Here is a 21016-nt window from a genome sequence, read left to right on the forward strand (position 1 = left end):
GTCATACACCGTCCTTGTCGTGGGAGCTTTCGTCCTCGAACCCCTGGCTGACCTCGACGATCACCCCGTCGGGATCGCGGACCCACACGGTCCGCCACCCGCAGATGAAGTCGTCGAAGTCCAGTGGCCCCAGGGTCACTTCGGCCGCGTCGCCCAGCTGCGCCAGGAACGCGTCCACGCTGTCGGTCTGGAAGGCCAGGTGGCGCATCCGCCCCGGGGCCTGCGGCCCGTCCTCGTGCGCCGCGCGGGCCGGGTCGGTGCCGGCCGCGAAGAGCTCCAGGTACACCTCGCCCTGGCGCAGGAAGACGATGCGAGACTCCCCCAGGTCGACCACCCGGGCCCGGGAGAATCCGAAGTGCCGGGTGTAGAACTCCTCGGTGGTCTTCTGGTCCACGCAGTTCAGACCCACGTGCGACCAGCGCATCGGCCCGGTCGCGCTGCCGGTTGCGCCCGGCCCCATCAGCCGGCCCTCCGGCCCCGCCCGGCCGCGATCAGCTCGATGATCCGGCGGGCGAACAGGTGGTGGTGGGCGCCGGTGCGGCCGGTGACCAGGTCGCCGTCGACCACCACGTCCTCGTCCACGTACTCGGCGCCCATGTTGCGGACGTCGCCGATGAGGTTGTTGTGGCAGACGACCTTGCGGCCGCGCACCTTGTCCGGGATCGAGGCGGCCAGCCACATGCCGTGGCAGATGATCCCCTTGAGGACCGTCGGCTCCTCGAAGGCCCGGCGCAGCAGCTCCGTCGCCGGGGCCAGTACGTCCACGTCCTCGGTGTAGCGCAGCCGGTCCGCCACCATGCCCGAGGGCACGATGATCGCCGCGTACCGGCGCAGGTCCTCGTCGCTCAGCCCCTCCAGGGACTTCTCGGCGGTGAACGGCGCCCGGTACTCGTGCCCGGAGAAGGTGATGGAGTCGTTGCCCCACAGCCGGGTCAGGAAGTCGACCTCGGCGCCCTCCTCGGCGAAGCGGCGGCTGTAGTAGAAGATCTCCGGCTCGTAGAAGTCGCTCTCGACCAGGACCGCGATCCGGGTCCCGGAGAGCGCGCCCTCGCGCAGTACGGCTTCAGGCACCGCGAACCCCCCTGTCCAGGCCGCGGATCAGGTCCGCGGCGCGTTCGGCGATCATGGCGATGGCGGTGTGGCAGTTGCCCGACGGGACGGCCGGCATCACGCTCGCGTCCACCACCCGCAGGTTCCGTACGCCGTGCACCCGCAGTTCGGGGTCGACGACCGCGAGGTCGTCGATGCCCATGCGGCAGGAGCCCGCCTGGTGGTGGTAGCTCTCCGACTTCTGCTTCACGAAGGTGCGCAGGTCCTCGTCGGAGACGTAGCCGGGTCCGGGCTGCAGCTCCTGCTTGTACCAGGGCGAGAAGGCGGAGGTCGCGAAGATCTCCCGGGCGAGCTTGACCCCCTGCACCATCCGCTCCAGGTCCCAGCGGTCGCCCAGGTAGTTCGGGTTGATCAGCGGGTGGGCCAGCGGATCGGCGCTCGCCAGCTTGATCCAGCCGCGCGAGACCGGGCGTACGACACCCGGCAGGATGGACACCGTGTCGGGGTGGTCCCGGCCGACGATCACGTCGAACGGCACGTGTACGAAGGCGATCTGCAGGTCCGGTGCGGGCAGCCCGGGCCGGGACGAGAGGAACAGCGCGCTCTCCGACAAGTTCTGTGCGGGCGGCGGGAGTTCCTGGTTGACCTCGGCCATCAGCCCGGTCAGCACGTGGTTGTGGAAGTTCTCGCCGACCCCGGGCAGCGCCGCGACCGTGCGGATCCCGTGCTCGCCCAGCTGCCCGGGATGCCCGATCCCGGAGAGCAGCAGCAGCTTCGGCGATTCAATCGCCCCGGCGGCCACGATCACCTCCCGGCGGGCCCGTACGGTGTGCAGCCCGGGCCCGGCCGGCGTGCTGTGGCTGTCGCGCACCGTCCGCCCCGGAATCTGCGCGGGAGCCGCCAGCTGTACGTACTCGACCCCCGTGCAGGTGTCGCCGTCGAAGAGCAGCCGGGTGCTCTGCGCGCTGGTGCGCAGGGTCAGGTTCGAGCGGTCCAGGGCCGGCTCCAGGTAGGAGGCGAGGACGCCCTGGCGGCGGCCTTCGGCCACGTCGATGTGGTGCCAGCCGGTGCCGAAGAGCCCGCGCCGCGGGCCGTCGGTGTTGAAGTCCGCGATCTCCTCGTGGCCGAGCTCGACGGCGGCGTCGATGAAGGCGCGGGAGACCGGATTGGGGCCGTGCCGACCGGCGTTGGTGATCCGCTGGGGTCCCCGGGTGCCGGTGGTGGCGGCGGTGGCGTCCTCCTGGCCCTCCAGCAGGGCGAAGTAGGGCAGCACGTCCTCGTAGGCCCAGCCGGCCGCGCCCTGGTAGGCCCAGTTGTCGAAGTCCGAGGCGTGGCCCCGGATGTGCATCATGATGTAGAGGTTGCTGCTGCCCCCGGGGGCCTTGCCGCGCGGCTCGTACGTGCGGCGGCCGTCGAGGCCGGGCTGCGGGACGCTGGTGTAACCCCAGTCCACGGGCCCGCCGAGCAGCTTGTACCAGGAGGACGGGTCGTCCACCTCGGGCGGGATGCGGCCCGCGCCGGCCTCCAGGACCAGGACGGTGACGTCCGGGTCCTCGGAGAGGCGGCTGGCCAGGACACTGCCCGCGGTGCCGGATCCCACCACGATGTAGTCGTACTCGTCGTACTCGTCTACGGCCATCGCGCGCCCCCTCAGCCCTGGCCGAGCACCTGGAAGGGAACGGTGTCGTGGAAGTTCGCCATGTAGGCGATCTTTCCGTCCACGATCCGGAAGAAGTTCATGACCTCGGCCTCGATGTTCTTCCCCTCGGGGGTGACCGCGGTCAGGTGGGAGACGGCCGCGGCCTTCTCCCCGTCGACGAGGAAGTGCACGGGCTCGTTCCGGAAGACCCGGTACATCGTGCCCATGCCCTTCATCATCGACCGCAGCAGCTCCAGGCCCTCGATGTGGCCGGCCAGCTGCTCGTCCATGACCTGGTCCTCGGCGAAGAGGTCGCACCACCGGTCCCAGTCACCGGAGTTGGCGTACTCGTAGTACTTAGTGAGGATCGTTCGTGAATCCATCGCGCTCATCCCAATCTTCTTGCGTGGAAACCCCCGGACATGGCCAAGGAAGGAAGACGCCTCCTCGGCCCGGAGCAGTGCATCCGTGAAATTCCGTTGCGTGATGCTCTGACCTGGACTTGTGCTGGGATCATGACCGCCCATAGCGTTCAGGGCATGCGGAATTCCTCCGTGAAGCGGGCGTTCAAGTACCGCTTCTACCCGACCGACATGCAGGCCGCGGAGCTGTCGCGGACCTTCGGTTGCGTGCGGAAGGTCTACAACCTCGCCCTCACGGCCCGCACCGACACGTGGACGGTTAATGGGGAACGGGTGAGCTATCCGCAGACCTCGGCGATGCTCACGGCTTGGAAGAAGACCGAGGAGCTGGCCTACCTGGCCGAGGTGTCTTCGGTTCCGCTCCAGCAGGCGCTGCGGCATCTGCAGGCAGCCTTTACCGGCTTCTGGGGGAAGCGGGCTCAGTACCCCCGCTTCAAGTCGAAGCGGAAGTCCCGCGCCAGCGCCGAGTACACGCGCAGCGCTTTTTGCTATACCGAACGGCGACTCACCCTTGCGAAGTTGGCCGAGCCACTGGACATCGTGTGGTCCCGCCCCATCCCGAATGGGGCGGAGCCATCGACGGTCACTGTGTCCCGTGACAGCGCTGGCCGATGGTTCGTATCCCTGCTGTGCGAGGACACCCCCATGCCCTTGCCCGCCACGACGAACACCGTGGGCATCGACGTCGGGCTGACGGCACTGGTCACCCTTTCCACCGGGGAGAAGGTCGCCAACCCCAGGCACGAACGGAAGGACCGGGAACGCTTGGCACGCGCCGAGCGGATGCTGTCCCGGAAGGAAAAAGGCAGCAACAACCGGGCCAAGGCCCGAACCCGCGTGGCGAGGATCCATGCCCAAATCGCCGACCGCCGCAAGGATCACCTGCACAAACTGACGACTCGACTCGTGCGCGAAAACCAAACGCTCGTGATCGAGGAGCTCACCGTCCGCAACATGCTGGGGAACCACTGCCTCGCCCGCGCGATCACGGATGCAGCATGGCGTGAACTGCGGACCATGCTGGAGTACAAGGCCGCCTGGTACGGACGTCAGCTGATCACCATGGACCGGTGGTTCCCCAGCACACGCCTGTGCTCTGTCTGCGGGAGCATCACCGACAAGATGGACCTGAGCGTCCGCGAGTGGACTTGCGACGAGTGCGGGACGACCCATGACCGGGACGAGAACGCAGCAGTGAATCTTCTGGCCGCCGGGCTGGCGGCTACTGCCTGTGGAGCGGATGTAAGACCTCAACGGGAGTCCTCCTCTCGGTCCGGGCAATCCGTGGTGAAGCAGGAACCCCCACCCGCGAGGGTCGGATTCCTCTCCCCATAGGGAGAGGAACAGGCCAACCCCCTACTGGTCCCTGCGGGTTCCGTCCGGCGCGAAGGGCGCCCAGAACTGGCTGAAGGCCGTGGCCGAGTCGCCGAACAGGCCGTCGTGGCCCTCCACGATCCGGCCGTCCCGCCAGCGCATGAAATGGAAGACCCGGTAGTCCATCCGCTCGTACGGGGAGCTGCTCGACTCGTCGGCGCCGCCGCGCAGGGCGACGTTGCGGCAGACGTCCGCGCTGCAGTCCTCGCCGACGAGGACCGCCTCCAGCTCCATGCGGAAGGTGCCCCCGGTGAGCTTGTGGGTCTGGCCCATCAGTTCCAGGAAGGCGTCCAGGCTCTCGTACCAGCCGGCCAGCGGGTGGTTGCCGGGGACCTGCCAGCGCAGGTCCTCCGCGTAGTACTCCAGGATCCTGGCCCGGTCGCCGGAACCGAGGGCGCGGTACGCCGCCTCGACCCGCTCCCGTGTCACTTCGGTCATCGTCGCTTCTCCTTCGGCTGCGCTGCGTCGGGCGCGCGGGCGGTCAGGCGGTCAGAGGGAGGCGGAACCGGGCATGGGCGCCAGCTCGTTGACGGTGTACTGCTGGATCAGCGGCCCGTCGGGGCCGGCGACCACCGTCCAGGTCTGGTCGGCGTCGAAGCCGAGCCACCGGCTGCGGGCGGCGGGCGGGTCCCAGATCTTGGCCTGCCAGTTGACGAGGACCCGGACGATCGCCCGGTCCCCCTGGATGACGGGCTCCACCTTGGTGACCGTGTGCACCTCGTCGAAGAAGCGGTGGGTGACCGCCTCGTACCAGCGGCCGAAGCCCTGGTGGCCGAGGAAGGTGTCCTCGGGGACCTTGAACTCCAGGTCCTCGGTGATCAGGGCGAGCACCTGGTCCGGTGCGACGTGCTGGTCCAGGGCCACGTACCAGTTGTCGGCGAAGGCGCGGATCGCGTCCTCGGTCAGCCGCTCGGCGGGCATGCGGTCTCCTTCTGTCCGTGGTGGTGTTCGGATCCGTAGGGGCTGTTCAGCTGTTCAGATCTGTACGTCGACCAGGAACGGTCCGGGGTGGGCGAGCATCCGGCCCACGGCGGCGACCGCCTCGTCCGGCTTCTCCACCCGCATCCCGCCCGCACCGAGCGACCGGGCCAGCCCCGCGAAGTCGATCTCGGGCCGGGAGAGGTCGAAGGAGCCCGGGAACCCGTGCTCGGGGATCTCCCGCTCCCGCCAGTACTGGGCGATGTTGTCGTCCAGCAGCCGGTACTTGCGGTTGTTGCAGACCACGAACTTGGCCTCGATGCCGTGCCGGGCCGCGGTCCACAGCGCCTGGTAGGTGTACATCGACCCGCCGTCGCCCGCGAAGCCGACGACGAGCCGGTCCGGGCGGGCGAGCTTGGCTCCGACCGCCCCCGGGAAGCCCACCCCGAGCGAGCCGCCCCGGGTGAGGTGGTAGTCCCCCGGCCGCTCCGGCGGCAGGTACCGGGTGACCAGCGGGGAGGTGGTCAGCGCCTCGTCGAAGACGATCAGGTCCCCGCCGGTGCGCTCGGCCAGGGTCCGCAGGAAGACGGCCATCGGCGTACCGTCCGCCTCGGATCCCGCGAGGAGTCCCGCGCGGGCCCGTTCCCGGATCCGCGCGTCCAGCCGCCCGGCGGCCGCCGCCCGTTGCCGGGGGGTGAGCAGGTGCTCCAGTACGCCGGCCAGCGCGCTCAGCGCCCGGCGCGGATCGGCGGCGATACCCAGGTCCACCGGGTGGTTCTTGGCGATCTCGTAGGCGTTCAGGTCGATGTGCACGACCTTCGCGCCCGCCCGGAAGGGGCTCTCCAGCTCGGGGAACACCTCGGGGAAGACGTAGGTGCCCACGATCAGCACCCCGTCCGCTTCCCCGATCAGCTCCTTGCTGTGCGGGCCGAACATGTGGCCCGTCTGGCCGCGGCGCAGCGGGTGCGAGGCCGCGATGTTCACCTCGGAGGAGTCGACCTCGTACACGTCGGCGCCCAGCAGCTCGGCGACGGCGACGAGTTCGCGCTGCGCCCCGGACAGGGAGATTCCGTCGCCGACGAGGACGACGGGCCGCTCGGCGGAGGCGAGCAGTGCGGCCGCCCGCCCCACCGAGGCCGGCGAGGGCGCCACGTCCGTGAGCACCGTCGTGGCGGGCAGCACGGGCTCGGAGTTCAGCTCGTCCAGCACGTCCATCGGCAGCGCCACGAACACCGGGCCGCGCGGCGGGGTCAGGGCGATCTTCACCGCCCGGCGGATGGTGCGCAGCACCGAGTGCCGGTCGGTGACCCGGGTCGCGTACTTGGTCACCGGCTTCGCCATGGCCACCAGGTCCGAGGCCATTTGCGCGTCCATGGCGTCGTAGCGCACTCCGGCGTCGCCGGCGATCACCACGAGCGGGGTGTGGCCGCGCAGCGACTGGTAGAGCATGCCGATCCCGTTGCCCAGCCCCACCCCGGAGTGGAGCTGGAGGAGGGCCGCGCCGCCGGTGGCCCGTGCGTAGCCGTCGGCGATGCCGGCGGCCACGGTCTCCTGGAGGGCGAGCACGTACTGGAAGTCCTCCGCCGCGTCGACCGCGTCGAGGAATCCCTGTTCCACCGTCCCCGGATTTCCGAACATGATGTTCAGGCCGTCCGCTTTGAACTGGTCGATCAGCCTTTCCCGTCCGGGAGTGGCTCCGGAACTCATCGAACTCCCCCTCTTTTTCCGCTGCGTTGCCGGGACGCTTCGCCGATTACCAGCCGTACCGGGTGAGACCGTCTTCCAGGGTTTCCACGATCTTCTGCCCCGTCAGATATGAATCGGGGGTGGAACGGCCGGTCACGAACGGGAAGTCGACGATCACCGAGAGCGGGTGGCCGAAATTCCCGTGATAGGCCCCGCGCGGCCCGGTCGCATCGCGCAGGATGTACTCCAGCGGATAGGGCGGCGGACCCATGTTGAAGTCGGTACCGAGGAATCCGGTGCCGTCCTTGTAGTCGTACTCCTTGCAGTGGCCGGTCACGTGCTTGCCCCAGATGATGCTGCGGCGGTCGCCCCAGTCGCGGGCGAAGGCCAGGCAGGCGACCCCGTAGCACTCGGCCGCGACGACCTTGCCGGCGTTCTTGAACGCCAGGATCAGGGCGTGCACGCGCTCGTTGTTGGCGAGGTCGGCGATGGGTCCGCTGCCCCCGACGATGAGGATCGCGTCGTAACCCGCGATGTCGGCCTGGAGCTTGTCCAGATCGCGGTGGTACTGCTCCAGCTTGCGCAGATATCCCTCGTCGCTCGTGTACGGGCGCTCGGGCGCCCACGCTTCGATGTCGAGGGGGGAGTCGAGCCGGCTCGACTGCTCGAACTCCCGGCCCAGCCGGGCGTTCTCCTCGGTGGTGACCGAGCGTCCCAGTGGAGGATCGATGTAGTTCGCGTCGAGGCTCGGCGGAAGCGCGTGCGCACGCTTTCCGGTCGGCGTGGCGAATACGACTTCATAGCCCTGCTCGTCGAACTTCGATACGGGGCCGATCAGTTCTTCGGCCCAGTAACCGTGTTCGGAGACAATGACCAGAATCTTTCTGCTCACGGATTCCTCCAGGCGCCGCCTGTTGTCGTTGGCGTCCCCCACACTGGCCGCGTCGGGGGTTCTCGTCAAAGCGCCGGTGTGCGACTTCGTGAGGTAGTGGCCCAGGTCATGGGGGCACCTCAGGAAGTCGTCCGACGATGTCATGAAGTAGCTTCCGGACTACCTGACTTCGGCCGAATCCCTGAACCCCCGCGGGGCCTCCGCCCTATGGTCTGGACGCGCCGTGAATCACGGGCGCACTGCAATCACGGGCGCGAAGCGCGAGAGCGTGAGAGCGCGAGAGAGGGACGGGGACGATGACGGTGGATCTGCTGTGCACACACATCGATCAGATACGTCCGGTGAAGCCCGGCACCGAGGGCTGCGAGGAGTGCCTCGTCTCCGGGGACAGCTGGGTACACCTGCGGATGTGCCTGAGCTGCGGGCACGTCGGGTGCTGCGATTCCTCGAAGAACCGTCACGCCACCCGGCACTACGGGACCACCGCGCACCCCATCGCGGCCTCCCACGAGCCCGGCGAGGACTGGGCCTGGTGCTACGCCGACAAGCTCATGCTGGACGCGGCGTGAACGCGGCCCCGGAGAACGCCACCGCGGCTCCGACCGCGGGGGCCCCGGCGACCACGGCCCCTGCGACCACGGCCCCGACCACCACGGCCCCCGCGGCCGCGGCCGCCGCCGAGCGCGCGGAGAACCGCAAGCCCGTCATCCTGGCCGTGGACGACGACCCGCAGGTGCTGCGCGCCGTCCGCCGGGACCTGCGCAGCGCGTACGGCGACCGCTACCGGGTCCTCGGCGCCTCCTCGGCCGCCGACGCCCTCAAGATCCTGGACTCCCTCGACGAACGCGGCCACGACCCGGCCCTCTTCCTCGTGGACCAGCGGATGCCCGACGTGACCGGCGTCGAGTTCCTCCTCGAAGCCGTCTCCCGCTTCCCGGACGCCCGCCGGGTCCTGCTGACGGCGTACGCCGAGACGGACGCGGCCATCACCGCCATCAACCGGGTCCGCCTGGACTACTACCTGCTCAAGCCGTGGGACCCGCCGCACGAGCGGCTCTTCCCCGTCCTGGACGACCTCCTGTCCGACTGGCTGGCCACCTACCGCCCCGCGTACGACGGGATCATCGTCGCGGGCCACCTGGTCTCCCCCGGGACCCACGCCGTCCGGGACTTCTTCACCCGCAACGGCCAGCCGTTCCGCTTCCTCAACGTCGAGCGGGACCCCGAGGCGCTCACCGTGATCGCCGCCGCCCAGGCCGACGCGGCGCTCCCGCTGGTCCGCTTCCCCGACGGCTCGGTGCTCTCCGCGCCGAGCGACACCCAGCTCGCCCAGCGCCTGGGCCTGGCCACCACCGCCTCCCGCCCGCACTACGAGTGCGTGATCGTCGGGGCGGGCCCGGCGGGCCTCGCGGCCGGCGTGTACTCGGCGTCCGAGGGCCTGTCCACCCTGATGCTGGACTCCCGCGCCCCGGGCGGCCAGGCCGGCACCTCCAGCCTGATCGAGAACTACCTCGGCTTCCCCTCCGGCCTCTCCGGCGGCGACCTGACCCGCCGCGCCACCATCCAGGCGGCCCGGTTCGGCGCCGAGATCCTGCACCCGGTGGAGGTGGTCTCGCTGACGCGGGACGACCCGGCGAAGATCCTGACCCTGGCGGACGGTACGGAGATCAGCGCCGAGACGGTGCTCCTGGCGACCGGGGTCTCGTACAACCGCCTGGACGCCCCCGGCGCCGACCGGTTCGAGGGCGCCGGGCTGTACTACGGGGCGGCGACCACGGAGAGCTCGGCGTGCATCTCGCAGCACGTGTTCATCGTGGGCGGCGCCAACTCGGCCGGCCAGGCGGCGGTGCACTTCGCGAAGTACGCGGCCCGGGTGACGATCCTGGTGCGCGCCGGGTCCCTGGACGCGAGCATGTCCCGGTACCTGATCGACGAGATCGGGCGCACCCCGAACATCGAGGTGAAGGTCCGCACCACGGTCGTGCGCCTCGACGGCGAGGACCACCTCGAACGCCTGACCCTGCACGACGCGGACACCGGCGAGGACAGGGAGATCCCGGCGCGCTTCATGTTCACCTTCATCGGCGCCCGCCCGCACACCGACTGGCTGGCCGGGGTGGTGGAGCGCGACGAGTTCGGCTTCGTCCTCACCGGCTCCGACCTCATCTCCAACGGCGGCGAGCTCCCGGAGGAATGGAGCCTGGAGCGCGCCCCGTACCCCCTCGAGACGAGCGTGCCCGGGGTCTTCTCGGCGGGAGACGTACGGGCCCACTCGGTCAAGCGGGTCGCCTCGGGCGTCGGCGAGGGAGCCATGGCGGTCTCGCTGATCCACCGCTACCGCTCGATGGGCTGAGAGCGAACAGGGCCCCGGCGCCCTTGCGATCAAGCCGGGACCGGACGCACCGTTGATTACATGATTACATCCGAGCAGAACGAACAGCTTCGCGCCTGGTTCGCCGAGCGCCTGCCGGTGGACATCTACGAGTCCCTCCTCTCGGTCACGGTGGACCGGGAGGAGATCACCGTCCTCGGCGCCATCCCCGCGGCCGAATCCGTCGCGGCCTTCCGCGAACGCACCCGCGAACAGCGCATCGAAGTGGCCCGGGAGGCGGAGGAGCTCTACCGCCGCAAGGTCGCCTGGGCCGTCCAGTCGGGCGAGGACAAGACGGTCTTCACCCACCTCGCGGTCCCGGTGATGACCCGGCTGCGCCAGTCCGAACGCCAGGTGCTCGACACCCTGGTCGCGGGCGGGGTCGCCCGCAGCCGCGCCGACGCCCTGGCCTGGTGCGTCCGCCTGGTCGGCCGCAACACCGACCCCTGGCTCACCGAGCTCCGCGAGTCCCTGGCCCGGGTCCAGCAGGTCCGCGCCGAGGGCCCGGACGTCACCGACTCCCAGAAGTCTGCGCCATAACGCGCAAACGGCTCCGCATCCGCGCATGATCACGCCACGCTGACCGGGCACCAGACCAGCGGCGATCAACGCCCGACCCCAGGGAGAGGCACGCACCATGACCACCACCGTCGAATACATCCGCTACCGGATCGCATTGGACGACCAGCCCGCCTTCGAGAGCGCGTACGTCAAGGCGGCCGAGGCCCTGGCGGCCTCGCCGGAGTGCATCGACTACGAACTGGCGCGCTGCGAGGAGGAGAACGACCGGGAGCACTACATCCTGCGCATCCGCTGGACCTCGGTCGACGCCCACCTCAACGGATTCCGCAAGGGCGAGCACTTCCCGGCCTTCTTCAGCGCGATCCGCCCGTACGTGACGGCCATCGAGGAAATGCAGCACTACCTCGTCACCGAGGTCGCCGGGCCCGGAAAGGCCGCCGACCCCTCATGAGCACCACACCCGGCACCACGCCCACCATCTACGAGTGGATGGGCGGGGAAGAGGCGATGAACCGCCTCACGGACGTCTTCTACGCCCACGCCCTGCGGGACGAGATCCTGGCCCCGGTCTTCGCCGGCATGGACTCGGAGCACCCCCAGCACGTCGCGGTCTGGCTGTCGGAGGTCTTCGGCGGCCCGAAGGAGTACACCGCGGCCCACGGCGGCCACCAGCACATGGCCACCAAGCACCTGGGCCGCGCGATCACCGAACGGCAGCGCCGCCGCTGGGTGGACCTGCTGATGGACACGGCCGACGAGGTGGGGCTGCCCACCGACCCGGAGTTCCGCGCGGTGTTCGCGTACTACATCGAGTGGGGCACCCGGATGGCCCTGATCTACTCGGGCCCCAATCCGCCGCCCGTGAACGCGGCCGACATCCCGGTCTGGTCCTGGGGGCAGACACCACCCTGGATCCCGAAGGGCTGACCGCACCGTGGAACGCGTGGGGCAGGGGCTCAGCCCCTGCCCCACGCGTTTCGGCGTCCGTGTCTCACCGCTGGTGCGGACCCGGCTTCGGCGGACCCGGCTTCGGCCGGGGCCTGGGCTCGGGCGCGGCCAGCAGTACGGTCAGCGCGCCCTCGGTCGAGTCCCGCCAGAAGTCCACGGCCTGTTCCAGGACGTCCTCGAAGGTCGCCCAGTCCCCCGGCCGGGCCTGCGCGTACCCGCCCCACGAGGTCACGGCCAGCAGTCGCCCCGGCGCCCCCGGCAGCCAGGACAGATCGATCAGGCAGTCCGCCAGTGCGTCCCAGTTCCCGCCGAACCACTCCGGCAGGGCCAGCGCCTCGCCGCACCGCCGCATGAGCTCGGCCTTGCTCCGCACCCCGTCCAGGTCCAGCCTCAGCACCGCCCACCCCGCCTCCTCGGCGGCGGCGACGGCGGGGGCCAGGGGCTGCTGGGGGTCCGGGGTCATCGGAGAACCGCCTTGAAGGTCTTGTAGTGGTCGTCCGTGTAGAAGAACTCCCCGCCCTCACCGGTCACGATCCGCCGGGCCCCGCGATCTCGCTCACCGGGGGTCTTCACGGTGAACTCGTGGTAGTAGCCACGCTTCTTCTGGGGCAGGGCCTTCTCGAAGTTCCCGAAGACCGTGCCGTCCTGCCGGTACTGGTACGGCCCGCCCTTGTCGATCAGCGCGAGCACGTCACGGGCCTGCTGCGGCAGCGCGGCAGCCCGTACCGTCGCCATCCCCTTCGCCCATCCGGGCGCGGCGGTCGGCGCGGCGGAACCACTCGGGACCGCTTCCACACCGGTGCCGGGGCCTGCACTGCTCCGGGCACCGCTACTGGCACTCGTACTGGCGGCGGCGGTAGGCGCGGGATTCTTCCCGCTGCAGCCCACCGCACCGACCAGTGCCGCGCAGAGGAGCACAGCTCCCAGCACACGCAGCAACGATCGGGGCACGTTCCGAAAGATCATGCACCGATCGTGCCAAATATCCGATTCTCCCGCGAATCGCGAGCTGGCTTCCGAGCTGGCTTCAGAGAGCGGCCATCTTGGTGTAGGGACTCAGGATTCGTTTCCGGACCTCGGGCCCGAATTCGACGAGGACAGCGATCCCCTCCTCTACTGCGACGACACGGCCGAGGCCGTGCTCGTCGTGAGTAACCCGGTCGCCGACGCTGAAGTGCCGGAGCGGCGCTTCCACAGGGGCCTTGAACGGGCTGGACGGCAGATGACGGCGAGGTACTGCGGACTTAGTCATTGCACCCAGTATGCGCCCAGCAGGCGGTCGAACGGTCCGCCGTTCGGATATCGATTACGGCACCATCCGCATCAGCGAACATCTCGCGCCCGGGTTTGGCCGCCATTCATCCGAACAATCGGACCAATCCGGCCGAACGTTCGTCGAGGGTCACTCGTCGGGGTCGGCCCGCTCCAACGCGGGACGCAGACCGGGCTGCGATTCCGTGAGCAAGTAATCCGCCACAGCGGTGTCGGTAACCAGGCTGGTCACCAGTCCCGACCGCAGCACCGCACCGATCGCGGAGGCCTTGCGCAGCCCGCCGGCGATGGCCACCACCTCGGGGATCCGGCGCAGCCGGTCGGCCTCCACGGTGATGCAGCGCTCTCCGAGGTCCCGGCCGACCCGGCGGCCTTCCGAGTCGAACAGGTGGGCCGACATCTCGGCGGCCACCCCCAGCGAGGCGTAGTGCGCCCGCTCCTCGTCGCTCAGCATGTCGTGGACGGTCGAGATCCCCGGCTCCCAGGAACCGATCGAGACGGCGGCGACGGTGACCTTGTCGAAGTACTCGAAGGCGCGCGCGATCCCCGTCTGGTTGCGCAGGGCGGCCGCGGTGGCCGGGTCCGGCAGCAGCATCGGGGCGTAGATGGGGTGCGCGTCCCCGCCCGAGACCTGCGCGGCCCTGCGCACGGCCTCCACGGACCCGCGCTCGGCCGTCCCGGCGTCGTACACGCCGGTCAGCTGGACGACGGTGCAGGGGGGCAGCCGGTGCAGGGAGGCGGCCATGTGGATGGTGGAGCGCCCCCACGCGAGGCCCAGTACATCGCCCTCGTTGACGAGCTCGCCCAGCAGATCGGCGGCCACGGCGCCCAGGTTCTCCGGGTCCGGGGCGTCCTCGGTGGCATCGGCCGGGGACTCGACCACGACCGCGTGCCGCAGCCCGTACCGTGCGCGCAGCGCGTCGGAGCGCTCCGCGTCCAGCTCGGCCGGCACCCGGATCTCGATGCGTACGAGGTCGCGCTCCAGAGCGGTCTCCAGGACCCGGGCCACCTTGAAGCGGCTCACGCCGAACTCCTCGGCGATCTGGATCTTGGACTTCCCCTCCAGGTAGAAGCGGCGCGCCATGGCCGCCGCCTGCACCAGCTCCGCGGGTCCCATCCGCAGGGCTGACCGTCCCGCCGACATTGCAGACACCGCGTTCTCCTCACTGCTGTTCACACTCTCGACTCGCCGTTCATCCTGTCAGATCCGACGGCCGTTGATCAGCCTGGACAGCTCCCGTTCACCGAGCTGTTCACCAAGCCTTGTCTCAGTGGTCGCAAGCCCAGGGCGCCGCGGCGATCGCCACGCCCGCCTGCTCACGCAGCGTGCGTACGGCGGCCGCCGGGTCGACCGCTCCGTAGACCGCGCTGCCCGCGACGAACACGTCCGCGCCGGCCTCCGCGCACCGCTCGATGGTCGAGGCCGAGACCCCGCCGTCGACCTGGAGCCACACCTCCAGGCCGTGCTTGGAGATCAGCTCGCGGGTGCGGCGGATCTTGGGCAGCATGATGTCCAGAAACGGCTGCCCGCCGAAGCCGGGCTCGACGGTCATGATCAGCACCATGTCGAGCTCGGGAAGGATGTCCTCGTACTGCTCGATCGGCGTCGCGGGCTTGAGCGCCATGGACGCCCGTGCCCCCTTGGCCCGGATCTCCCGCGCGAGCCGCACCGGCGCGGCCGCGGCCTCGGCGTGGAAGGTCACGGAACCGGCGCCGGCCTCGATGTACTGGGGGGCCCACCGGTCGGGGTCCTCGATCATCAGGTGCAGGTCCAGCGGAATGTCCGTGGCACGGCTCAGCGACTCCACGATCGGCATGCCGAGCGTGAGGTTCGGGACGAAGTGGTTGTCCATGACGTCGACATGCAGCCAGTCGGCCCCCTGGACGGCCTTCGCCTCCTCGGCGAGCCGGGCGAAGTCGGCGGACAAGATGCTGGGATTGATCTGAACGGCCATGCCCCAAGCGTGCCATGCCGCAGACGGCTTCCGGCCACTACCCCGGAAGTAGGCGGGAGCGCGGGAACCGGGCCTGCCCCGGCGGCCCCGCGGCCCCCACCCCTCCCGGCCGCTACGCGGTGCGCCTGATCAACGCCAGGTACATCGCGTCCGTCCCGTGCAGGTGCGGCCAGAGCTGTACGTCCGGGCCGTCGCCCAGCGCCGGCACCTCCTGCATGTACGGCCGCGCGTCGATCAGTTCCGCGGACACCGGGGACATGCCCGCCCCGCGCCCCTTCAGTACGTCCTCCACGACCACCCGGGTCTCGGCCAGGTGCGGCGAGCAGGTCGCGTAGCCCACGACCCCGCCCACGCGGACCGCCGACAGGGCCTCGCGCAGCAGGCCGCGCTGGAGCGGCGCGAAGCTCTCCAGGTCCTCCGGCCGGCGCCGCCACCGCGCCTCCGGGCGGCGGCGCAGCGCGCCCAGGCCGGAGCAGGGGACGTCCATCAGGACCCGGTCGAAGGAGCCCGGCAGCCACGGCGGGCGCGTTCCGTCGGCCGTGATGACCTGGTACGGGCCGGGGTTGCCCGCCAGCGCCCGCTCGACGAGCCGGGCCCGGTGCGGCTGCTTCTCGGAGGCCAGCAGGAACGCCCCGCGCTGCGCGGCCAGCGCCGCCAGCAGGGCCGCCTTGCCGCCGGGGCCCGCGCAGCCGTCGAGCCACCGCTCGTCGCGGCCCTCGACCGGGACGGCCGCCAGGGCCATCGCCACCAGCTGGCTGCCCTCGTCCTGGACACCGGCGCGGCCCTCGCGCACGGCCTCCAGCGCGCCGGGCTCGCCGCCCTCGGCCATCCGGACCGCGTACGGGGACCAGCGGCCCGGCAGCGCCGAGTCCTCGCCGACGGCCTCCATCAGCTCCTCCTGGGTGGACCGCCCGGGGCGTGCCACCAGCGTGACCTCGGGCCGCTCATTGTCGGCCTCCAGCAGGTCCTCGATGCCGGCCCGCCCGCCGCCCAGCGAGTCCCACAGCGCGGTGACCACCCACCTGGGGTGCGAGTGGTAGACCGCGAGGTGCTCCTCGGCGTCGTCCTCGTAGGGCGGCGCCACCTTCTCCAGCCAGCCCTCCAGGTCGTGCGCGGCGATCTTGCGGAGCACCGCGTTCACGAACTTCGCGCGCCCGTCGCCGAGCACCACCCGCGCCAGCTCCACGCTCGCGGACACCGCCGCGTGCGTGGGGATGCGGGTGCCGAGCAGCTGGTGCGCGCCGAGCGAGAGCACGTCCAGGACCGGCGGGTCCACCTCGCGCAGCGGCCGGTCGATGCAGGCCTTGATGACCGCGTCGTACGTGCCCTGGCGGCGCAGCGTCCCGTAGACCAGCTCGGTGGCCAGCGCCGCGTCCCGCGCCTGGAAGGTCTCGTCCTTGCGGGCCTTCTTCAGCAGCGGCGGCAGCACGAGGTTCGCGTACGCGTCGCGCTCGTCCACCGCCCGCAGCACCTCGAAGGCCAGCATCCGGACGGGGTCCTTCTGTGGCCGGCGGTAGGGCTTGGCGGGCTTGCCGTTGGCCTTGGTGGCGGCCGGTCGGCGAGGAGGCTGTTCGCTCACGTGAAAGGTGCTCCGGGGTTACGTAACGCTTTGAGGATGAAGCTTCGGGGATGAGGCTTCGGGGATGAAACGAAGGAACGATTGCGCAAATCAGCCTACGTCGGACCCGCCCAGCCGCTCGCCGGGAGCGATCCGCACCCCGCGCGCCCAGTCGGCGGCCTTCATCGGCTTCTTGCCCTGGGGCTGCACCCACAGCAGTTCCACGGCGTGCGAGCCGGTGCCGACGTGGACGTTGTTCTTGCCCACGGCCAGGTCCCCCGGCTTCAGGTCCGTCCGGTCCGTGACGAGGCCGAGGGAGATCAGCTTGAGCCGCTCCCCGCGGAAGACCGTCCACGCGCCCGGCGCCGGGGTGCAGCCGCGCACCAGCCGGTCGGCGCGCATCGCGGGCGCCGTCCAGTCGACCCGGGCGTCCTCGACGGTGATCTTCGGCGCGAGCGAGATCCCGTCGGCGGGCTGCTCCACGGCCCGCAGGGTGCCGTCCTCGATGCCGTCCATGGTGGCGACCAGCAGCCCGGAGCCCGCGAACGCGAGGCGGGTCAGGAGGTCGCCGCTGGTGTCGGTGGGCCGGATCTCCTCGGTGAGGATCCCGAAGACGGGGCCGGTGTCCAGCCCCTCCTCGATCCGGAAGGTGGAGGCACCGGTGACCTGGTCCCCCGCCATGATCGACTGCTGGACCGGCGCGGCACCGCGCCAGGCCGGCAACAGGGAGAAGTGCAGGTTGACCCAGCCGTGCTTCGGGATGTCCAGGGCGCTCTTGGGGATCAGCGCGCCGTACGCGACGACCGGGCAGCAGTCGGGCCCGATCTCCCGCAACCGGGCCTGGAAGTCGGGGTCGCGCGGCCGGGCGGGCTTGAGGACCTCGATGCCGGCTTCCTCGGCGCGCTCGGCGACGGGGCTGGCGACGAGGCGGCGGCCGCGGCCGGCCGGTGCGTCGGGCCGGGTGACGACGGCGGCGACCTCGTGTCGCCCGGAGGCGATCAAGGCGTCCAGGGCGGGCACGGCGACCTCGGGGGTGCCTGCGAAGACGAGCTTCACTGGGGTCTACCTCGCTATCTCGGCTGTCAGCAGCGCACCAGTCTATGGTCTGCGCGCCCACCGTCCCACCTGCACGGCGCCCCCGCTCACGGGGCCCCGCGAGGGGGCGTACGCACACACGCGCGCTCCTCGCATATGCCGACACGCCCCCATAGCGTGACCTGGCCGCCGGGTAGCGCGTTGGTCAAGAGAGATTGACCGAAACGGGCCGCGAAACAGAACGGTGTCTGCGGCCCGATCCGCTCTTCAGCACCGGTTCGAGAGGCTTCTTCATGGCCGACCACGCCACCCACGACGCCCAAGCACGGGCCAGCTTGCACCTCCTGGTGCGGGACATCGAGCGGGTTCGCCGGCAGGTGGATGCTCTGCGTACCCTCACCGCCCAGCTCGGCAACGTGTACCGCCCGCGCCGCTCGGGCCCCTCCACGGGCTTCGTCGTCTACGGCCGCGCGCCCGCGCCCACCGTCCGCCTCGCACAGGAACTGCGGGACAGCGTAGAGACGCTGGTCACCGCCGCGGTGGACTTCGACCGCTCGCTCGGCTTCTCGTGGGACGCGGTGGGCTCGGCGCTCGGCGTCACCAAGCAGGCCGTGCACCGGCGCTACGGTGCCCGGCGGGCGCAGAGCTCCGAGTCCGTCGAGCGCGAGCGCGAGCCGCTGGCCGAGGGCACGACCACCCGCACCCTGGGCCCGCTGCCCACGATCCCGGCGGCCCGCTCGGTCCCGCCGCAGCCGGCGCGCGAGGACGCTACCGCGTCCGCCCGTACCGGCGCCTTCCCGGGTCCCCGCAACGGCTGACCTCCCGGCCCCCGCGCCGCCGGGACGCCGACCCCCGACGGCCACCGCCCCCGGCGGGACGACCCACCCGGTCGCCCCGCCGGGGGCGTCCGTTTCTGGGGCTCCGCCCCAGACCCCGCGCCTCAAACGCCGGCGGGGCTGGATATTGCCGCTACGCGGCACATCGCCGCTGCGCGGAACATTCCAGCCCGTCCGGCGTTTGAGGACCGGGTCCGGGCAGAGCCCGGCTGGGGGTCCCCCCGGACGGAGTCTGGGGGATGGTGGAAGGGCGGGTAGGGGACAGCCCCCGCAGGGCCCACCCACCCCGCCAGACCCGCCCCGCCAGGCCCGCCCGCCCGCCCTACCCGATATCCGGCGGGTCGATCCGGATCCGGACCGCCTCCGAGACAGCCGCCCCCCGGGCCAGCCGCGCGGCCTGCGCCGATTTCAGCGCCGCAGCCAACGCCGCCCCGCTGCCCGGCGGCACCCGCACCAGCGCCCGCTCCCCCGGCGCGGCCTCCCCCCGCCGCCCAGGCAGCGGTACCGGGCCCAGGACCTCCGCGTCGGGCGGCAGCGCCGCCCCCGCCAGAAAGGCTTCGACGGCTTCCGCGCTGCCCGCCGCCACCGCCGCCATCCGCGAGACCGGCGGGAAGCCCAGCTGGGCCCGCTCCGCGAGCTCCCGCACGGCGTGTCCGACGGGGTCCCACCGCACGAGCGCCTGGACCGGCCGCAGCGTCGGCTCGGCGACCACCACGACCTGCCCGTCCCCCCGTACCAGCGAGGCCGCGGCGATCCAGCGCCGCAGCGCCTCCTCGCTCGCCCTCAGGTCGGGCCGGGTGAGCATGGCCCAGCCGTCGAGCAGCAGCGCGGCCGCGTACCCGGCGCCCGCGGCGACCGGTTCGGCGCCGGGCGTGCACACCACCAGTGCGGGCCGGTCCGGGACCTCGTCGAGGATGTGGTCGCGCCCGGAGGTCCGTACGGGCACGGCCGGGAAGGCCCGCCCCAGTTCCTCGGCGGTGCGCCGGGCGCCGACCACCTGGGCCCGCAGCCGGAACGAGCCGCACTCCTCGCAGTGCCAGGAGGTCTCCTGGCGCCCGCACCAGCCGCAGTGCAGGTCCCGCTCGTCGGGGGCCTCCAGCGGTCCCGCGCACACCGTGCAGCGGGCCGGGGTGCGGCACCGCTCGCAGGCCAGCCGGGGCACGTAGCCGCGCCGGGGCACCTGGACCAGCACGGGCCCCGTCTTGAGGCCCTCCCGTACGGTCTCCCACGCCAGGCTCGGCAGCCGCGCGGCCCGCGCCGCCCCGTCCCGGGCCAGCAGTTCGTCGCCGACGGTGCGGATGCGGGGCGCGTACGTGCGTACGGTCTCGCGGTCGGCCACCAGCGGCCGGGCCCAGCCGGACTCGACGAGCTGGGCGGCCTCCACGGTGCAGCTGGTGCTGCCCACGAGGAAGGCGCAGCCGTCGGTGACCGCGCGCAGCTCCAGTACCTCCCGGACGTGCGGGAAGGGGGCGTGGTCGTCGCTGTGGCTGGAGTCCCCGTCGTCCCAGACGGCGACGAGCCCGAGGTCCCGTACGGGCGCGAACATGGCGGCCCGGGTGCCGACGACGGCCCGCACCGAGCCCCGGCTGACGGCGAGCCACTGGCGGTAGCGCTTCTCGGGCCCCGACTCGGCGGTCAGCAGCGCGTGCCGTCCCTCGCCGAGGAGGGCGGTCAGGGCGGCGTCGACGCGGGCGGCGGTGCGTCCGTCGGGGACCACGGCGAGGGCGCCGCGGCCGGAGGCGAGGGTGGCGGCCATGGCGCGGGCCAGCTCGTCGGCCCAGCCGGGGCCGGGCAGGGCGGTCCACACGGCGCGCGGGGCGGAGCCCGCGGCCAGGGCCCGCAGGAAGCCGGGGCCGGCCCCGTACCGCTCCCAGCCGGCGGGTTCGGGCGCGGAGGGCGGGGGCAGCGGCTCGGGGGACGGTTTGGCTTCGGCGCGGGCGCTGCGCGCGGGCAGCGCGAGCTGGAGCACGTCGGCGAGGCTGCCGGCGTACCGGTCGGCGACGGCGCGGGCGAGCGCGAGCATCCGGGGGCCCAGGACGACCTCGGAGGAGACCACCTGGGCGAGGGCGGCGAGCGCGCCGTTGTAGTCGGACTCGGCGCGCCGCTCGACGATGAACCCGTCGATGAGCCCGCCGCCCTCGCGGCGGCCGCCGTGCACCCGGTGGGAGCCCGCACCGAAGCGCACCCGGACCCGGACGCCCGGCTGGGCGGACTCGGAGAGCTCGGCGGGCACCGCGTAGTCGAAGAGCCGGTCGAGGTGGAGCACGCCCTTGTTCACCAGGACCCGGGCGACGGGCAGCTCCTCGGCGACGGAGGCCCCGCGCCAGGTCCGCGGCTTGGCCTTGGGCGCCTTGGCCTTCGCCTCGGCGATCGTCTCCCGGATCAGCGCGAGCTGCTCCGGCGGGCCACCCGGCCCGCTGTACCCGTCCGCGTCATTGGTGCTGCTCACACCCGCATTCTTACCAAACGCCACCGACAACGGCGGCGCCCGGCGGGGACGCGGAAGGCCCCGGACCACCACAGGGGTCCGGGGCCTTG

23 protein-coding genes are annotated in these 21016 nt (G+C 71.6%); 7 read left to right on the forward strand and 16 right to left on the reverse strand.

From position 1 onward, the window contains the following. Window position 1 precedes the first annotated feature (1 nt). From OG490_RS06790 to OG490_RS06805, 4 genes are read right to left on the reverse strand one after another with little or no spacing between them, the layout of a single operon-like run. A complete protein-coding gene (locus OG490_RS06790) occupies window positions 2–460 on the reverse strand; it encodes a VOC family protein (protein WP_330295375.1) in 459 nt (152 codons plus the stop codon). Continuing rightward, window positions 460–1071 (reverse strand): DJ-1/PfpI family protein, encoded by a 612-nt coding sequence (locus tag OG490_RS06795; RefSeq protein WP_330295376.1) that lies wholly within the window; start codon window positions 1069–1071, stop codon window positions 460–462. The genes OG490_RS06790 and OG490_RS06795 overlap by 1 nt, the downstream gene beginning before the upstream one ends. Continuing rightward, window positions 1064–2689 carry a GMC family oxidoreductase gene (locus tag OG490_RS06800; RefSeq protein WP_330295377.1) on the reverse strand — a complete coding sequence of 542 codons (1626 nt, stop codon included), beginning with the start codon at window positions 2687–2689 and terminating at the stop codon, window positions 1064–1066. The genes OG490_RS06795 and OG490_RS06800 overlap by 8 nt, the downstream gene beginning before the upstream one ends. An 11-nt stretch (window positions 2690–2700) precedes the next feature. Next, a complete protein-coding gene (locus tag OG490_RS06805) occupies window positions 2701–3081 on the reverse strand; it encodes a nuclear transport factor 2 family protein (RefSeq protein WP_330295378.1) in 381 nt (126 codons plus the stop codon). A gap of 147 nt (window positions 3082–3228) precedes the next feature. Here OG490_RS06805 and OG490_RS06810 point away from each other — a divergent pair, with 147 nt between their 5' ends. After that, window positions 3229–4446, forward strand: coding sequence for an RNA-guided endonuclease InsQ/TnpB family protein (locus tag OG490_RS06810; protein WP_330300810.1), 1218 nt, complete (start codon window positions 3229–3231; stop codon window positions 4444–4446). 21 nt (window positions 4447–4467) lie between these two features. Here the strand turns inward: OG490_RS06810 and OG490_RS06815 are convergent, their stop codons facing one another. From OG490_RS06815 to OG490_RS06830, 4 genes are read right to left on the reverse strand one after another with little or no spacing between them, the layout of a single operon-like run. Further along, on the reverse strand, window positions 4468–4923 hold the full coding sequence (locus tag OG490_RS06815) for a nuclear transport factor 2 family protein (RefSeq protein ID WP_330295379.1): 456 nt from the start codon (window positions 4921–4923) through the stop codon (window positions 4468–4470). 51 nt (window positions 4924–4974) lie between these two features. Then, entirely contained in the window at window positions 4975–5406 is a 432-nt protein-coding gene (locus OG490_RS06820) for a nuclear transport factor 2 family protein (protein ID WP_330295380.1), read from the reverse strand. Between the two features lie 54 nt (window positions 5407–5460). Beyond that, entirely contained in the window at window positions 5461–7110 is a 1650-nt protein-coding gene (locus tag OG490_RS06825; protein ID WP_330295381.1) for a thiamine pyrophosphate-binding protein, read from the reverse strand. Window positions 7111–7156: 46 nt separating this feature from the next. Further along, entirely contained in the window at window positions 7157–7981 is an 825-nt protein-coding gene (locus tag OG490_RS06830) for a type 1 glutamine amidotransferase domain-containing protein (RefSeq protein ID WP_330295382.1), read from the reverse strand. A 296-nt stretch (window positions 7982–8277) separates the two neighbouring features. Here OG490_RS06830 and OG490_RS06835 point away from each other — a divergent pair, with 296 nt between their 5' ends. From OG490_RS06835 to OG490_RS06855, 5 genes are all read left to right on the forward strand, one after another. After that, the gene (locus tag OG490_RS06835; protein ID WP_330295383.1) at window positions 8278–8550 is read left to right on the forward strand and encodes a UBP-type zinc finger domain-containing protein; all 273 of its coding nucleotides are present in this window, start codon (window positions 8278–8280) and stop codon (window positions 8548–8550) included. 140 nt (window positions 8551–8690) lie between these two features. Further along, window positions 8691–10334: an FAD-dependent oxidoreductase gene (locus tag OG490_RS06840; protein ID WP_330300811.1), complete on the forward strand. Its 1644-nt coding sequence runs from the start codon at window positions 8691–8693 to the stop codon at window positions 10332–10334. A gap of 60 nt (window positions 10335–10394) precedes the next feature. Further along, a complete protein-coding gene (locus tag OG490_RS06845) occupies window positions 10395–10892 on the forward strand; it encodes a hypothetical protein (RefSeq protein ID WP_330295384.1) in 498 nt (165 codons plus the stop codon). 97 nt (window positions 10893–10989) lie between these two features. After that, window positions 10990–11325 (forward strand): putative quinol monooxygenase, encoded by a 336-nt coding sequence (locus OG490_RS06850; protein WP_330295385.1) that lies wholly within the window; start codon window positions 10990–10992, stop codon window positions 11323–11325. Continuing rightward, window positions 11322–11801, forward strand: a complete 480-nt coding sequence (locus OG490_RS06855) for a group II truncated hemoglobin (RefSeq protein WP_330295386.1) — start codon at window positions 11322–11324, stop codon at window positions 11799–11801. Before OG490_RS06850 ends, OG490_RS06855 begins: the two co-directional genes overlap by 4 nt. 64 nt (window positions 11802–11865) lie before the next feature. On the opposite strand, the gene OG490_RS06860 is transcribed toward OG490_RS06855, so the two are convergent. From OG490_RS06860 to fmt, 7 genes are all read right to left on the reverse strand, one after another. Further along, a complete protein-coding gene (locus tag OG490_RS06860) occupies window positions 11866–12285 on the reverse strand; it encodes a barstar family protein (RefSeq protein WP_330295387.1) in 420 nt (139 codons plus the stop codon). Continuing rightward, window positions 12282–12557, reverse strand: coding sequence for a ribonuclease domain-containing protein (locus tag OG490_RS39145; RefSeq protein WP_443065764.1), 276 nt, complete (start codon window positions 12555–12557; stop codon window positions 12282–12284). The genes OG490_RS06860 and OG490_RS39145 overlap by 4 nt, the downstream gene beginning before the upstream one ends. Window positions 12558–12849: 292 nt before the next feature. Then, window positions 12850–13074 (reverse strand): hypothetical protein, encoded by a 225-nt coding sequence (locus tag OG490_RS06870; RefSeq protein WP_112452447.1) that lies wholly within the window; start codon window positions 13072–13074, stop codon window positions 12850–12852. Window positions 13075–13224: 150 nt separating this feature from the next. Further along, window positions 13225–14238, reverse strand: a complete 1014-nt coding sequence (locus OG490_RS06875; protein WP_330300812.1) for a sugar-binding transcriptional regulator — start codon at window positions 14236–14238, stop codon at window positions 13225–13227. A 124-nt stretch (window positions 14239–14362) separates the two neighbouring features. Beyond that, complete coding sequence (rpe, locus tag OG490_RS06880) at window positions 14363–15049, reverse strand: ribulose-phosphate 3-epimerase (RefSeq protein ID WP_330295389.1); 687 nt, start codon at window positions 15047–15049, stop codon at window positions 14363–14365. Window positions 15050–15161: 112 nt separating this feature from the next. Beyond that, on the reverse strand, window positions 15162–16628 hold the full coding sequence (locus OG490_RS06885; protein ID WP_330295390.1) for an RsmB/NOP family class I SAM-dependent RNA methyltransferase: 1467 nt from the start codon (window positions 16626–16628) through the stop codon (window positions 15162–15164). Window positions 16629–16718: 90 nt separating this feature from the next. Continuing rightward, a complete protein-coding gene (gene fmt / locus OG490_RS06890) occupies window positions 16719–17663 on the reverse strand; it encodes a methionyl-tRNA formyltransferase (protein WP_330295391.1) in 945 nt (314 codons plus the stop codon). Window positions 17664–17935: 272 nt separating this feature from the next. Here fmt and OG490_RS06895 point away from each other — a divergent pair, with 272 nt between their 5' ends. Next, the gene (locus OG490_RS06895; protein WP_330295392.1) at window positions 17936–18460 is read left to right on the forward strand and encodes a hypothetical protein; all 525 of its coding nucleotides are present in this window, start codon (window positions 17936–17938) and stop codon (window positions 18458–18460) included. A gap of 340 nt (window positions 18461–18800) precedes the next feature. Here OG490_RS06895 and OG490_RS06900 read toward each other — a convergent pair whose 3' ends face one another. Continuing rightward, entirely contained in the window at window positions 18801–20927 is a 2127-nt protein-coding gene (locus tag OG490_RS06900) for a primosomal protein N' (protein WP_330295393.1), read from the reverse strand. Between the last annotated feature and the right edge of the window lie 89 nt (window positions 20928–21016).

The organism is Streptomyces sp. NBC_00503 (assembly GCF_036346895.1).
GTDB lineage: Bacteria > Actinomycetota > Actinomycetes > Streptomycetales > Streptomycetaceae > Streptomyces.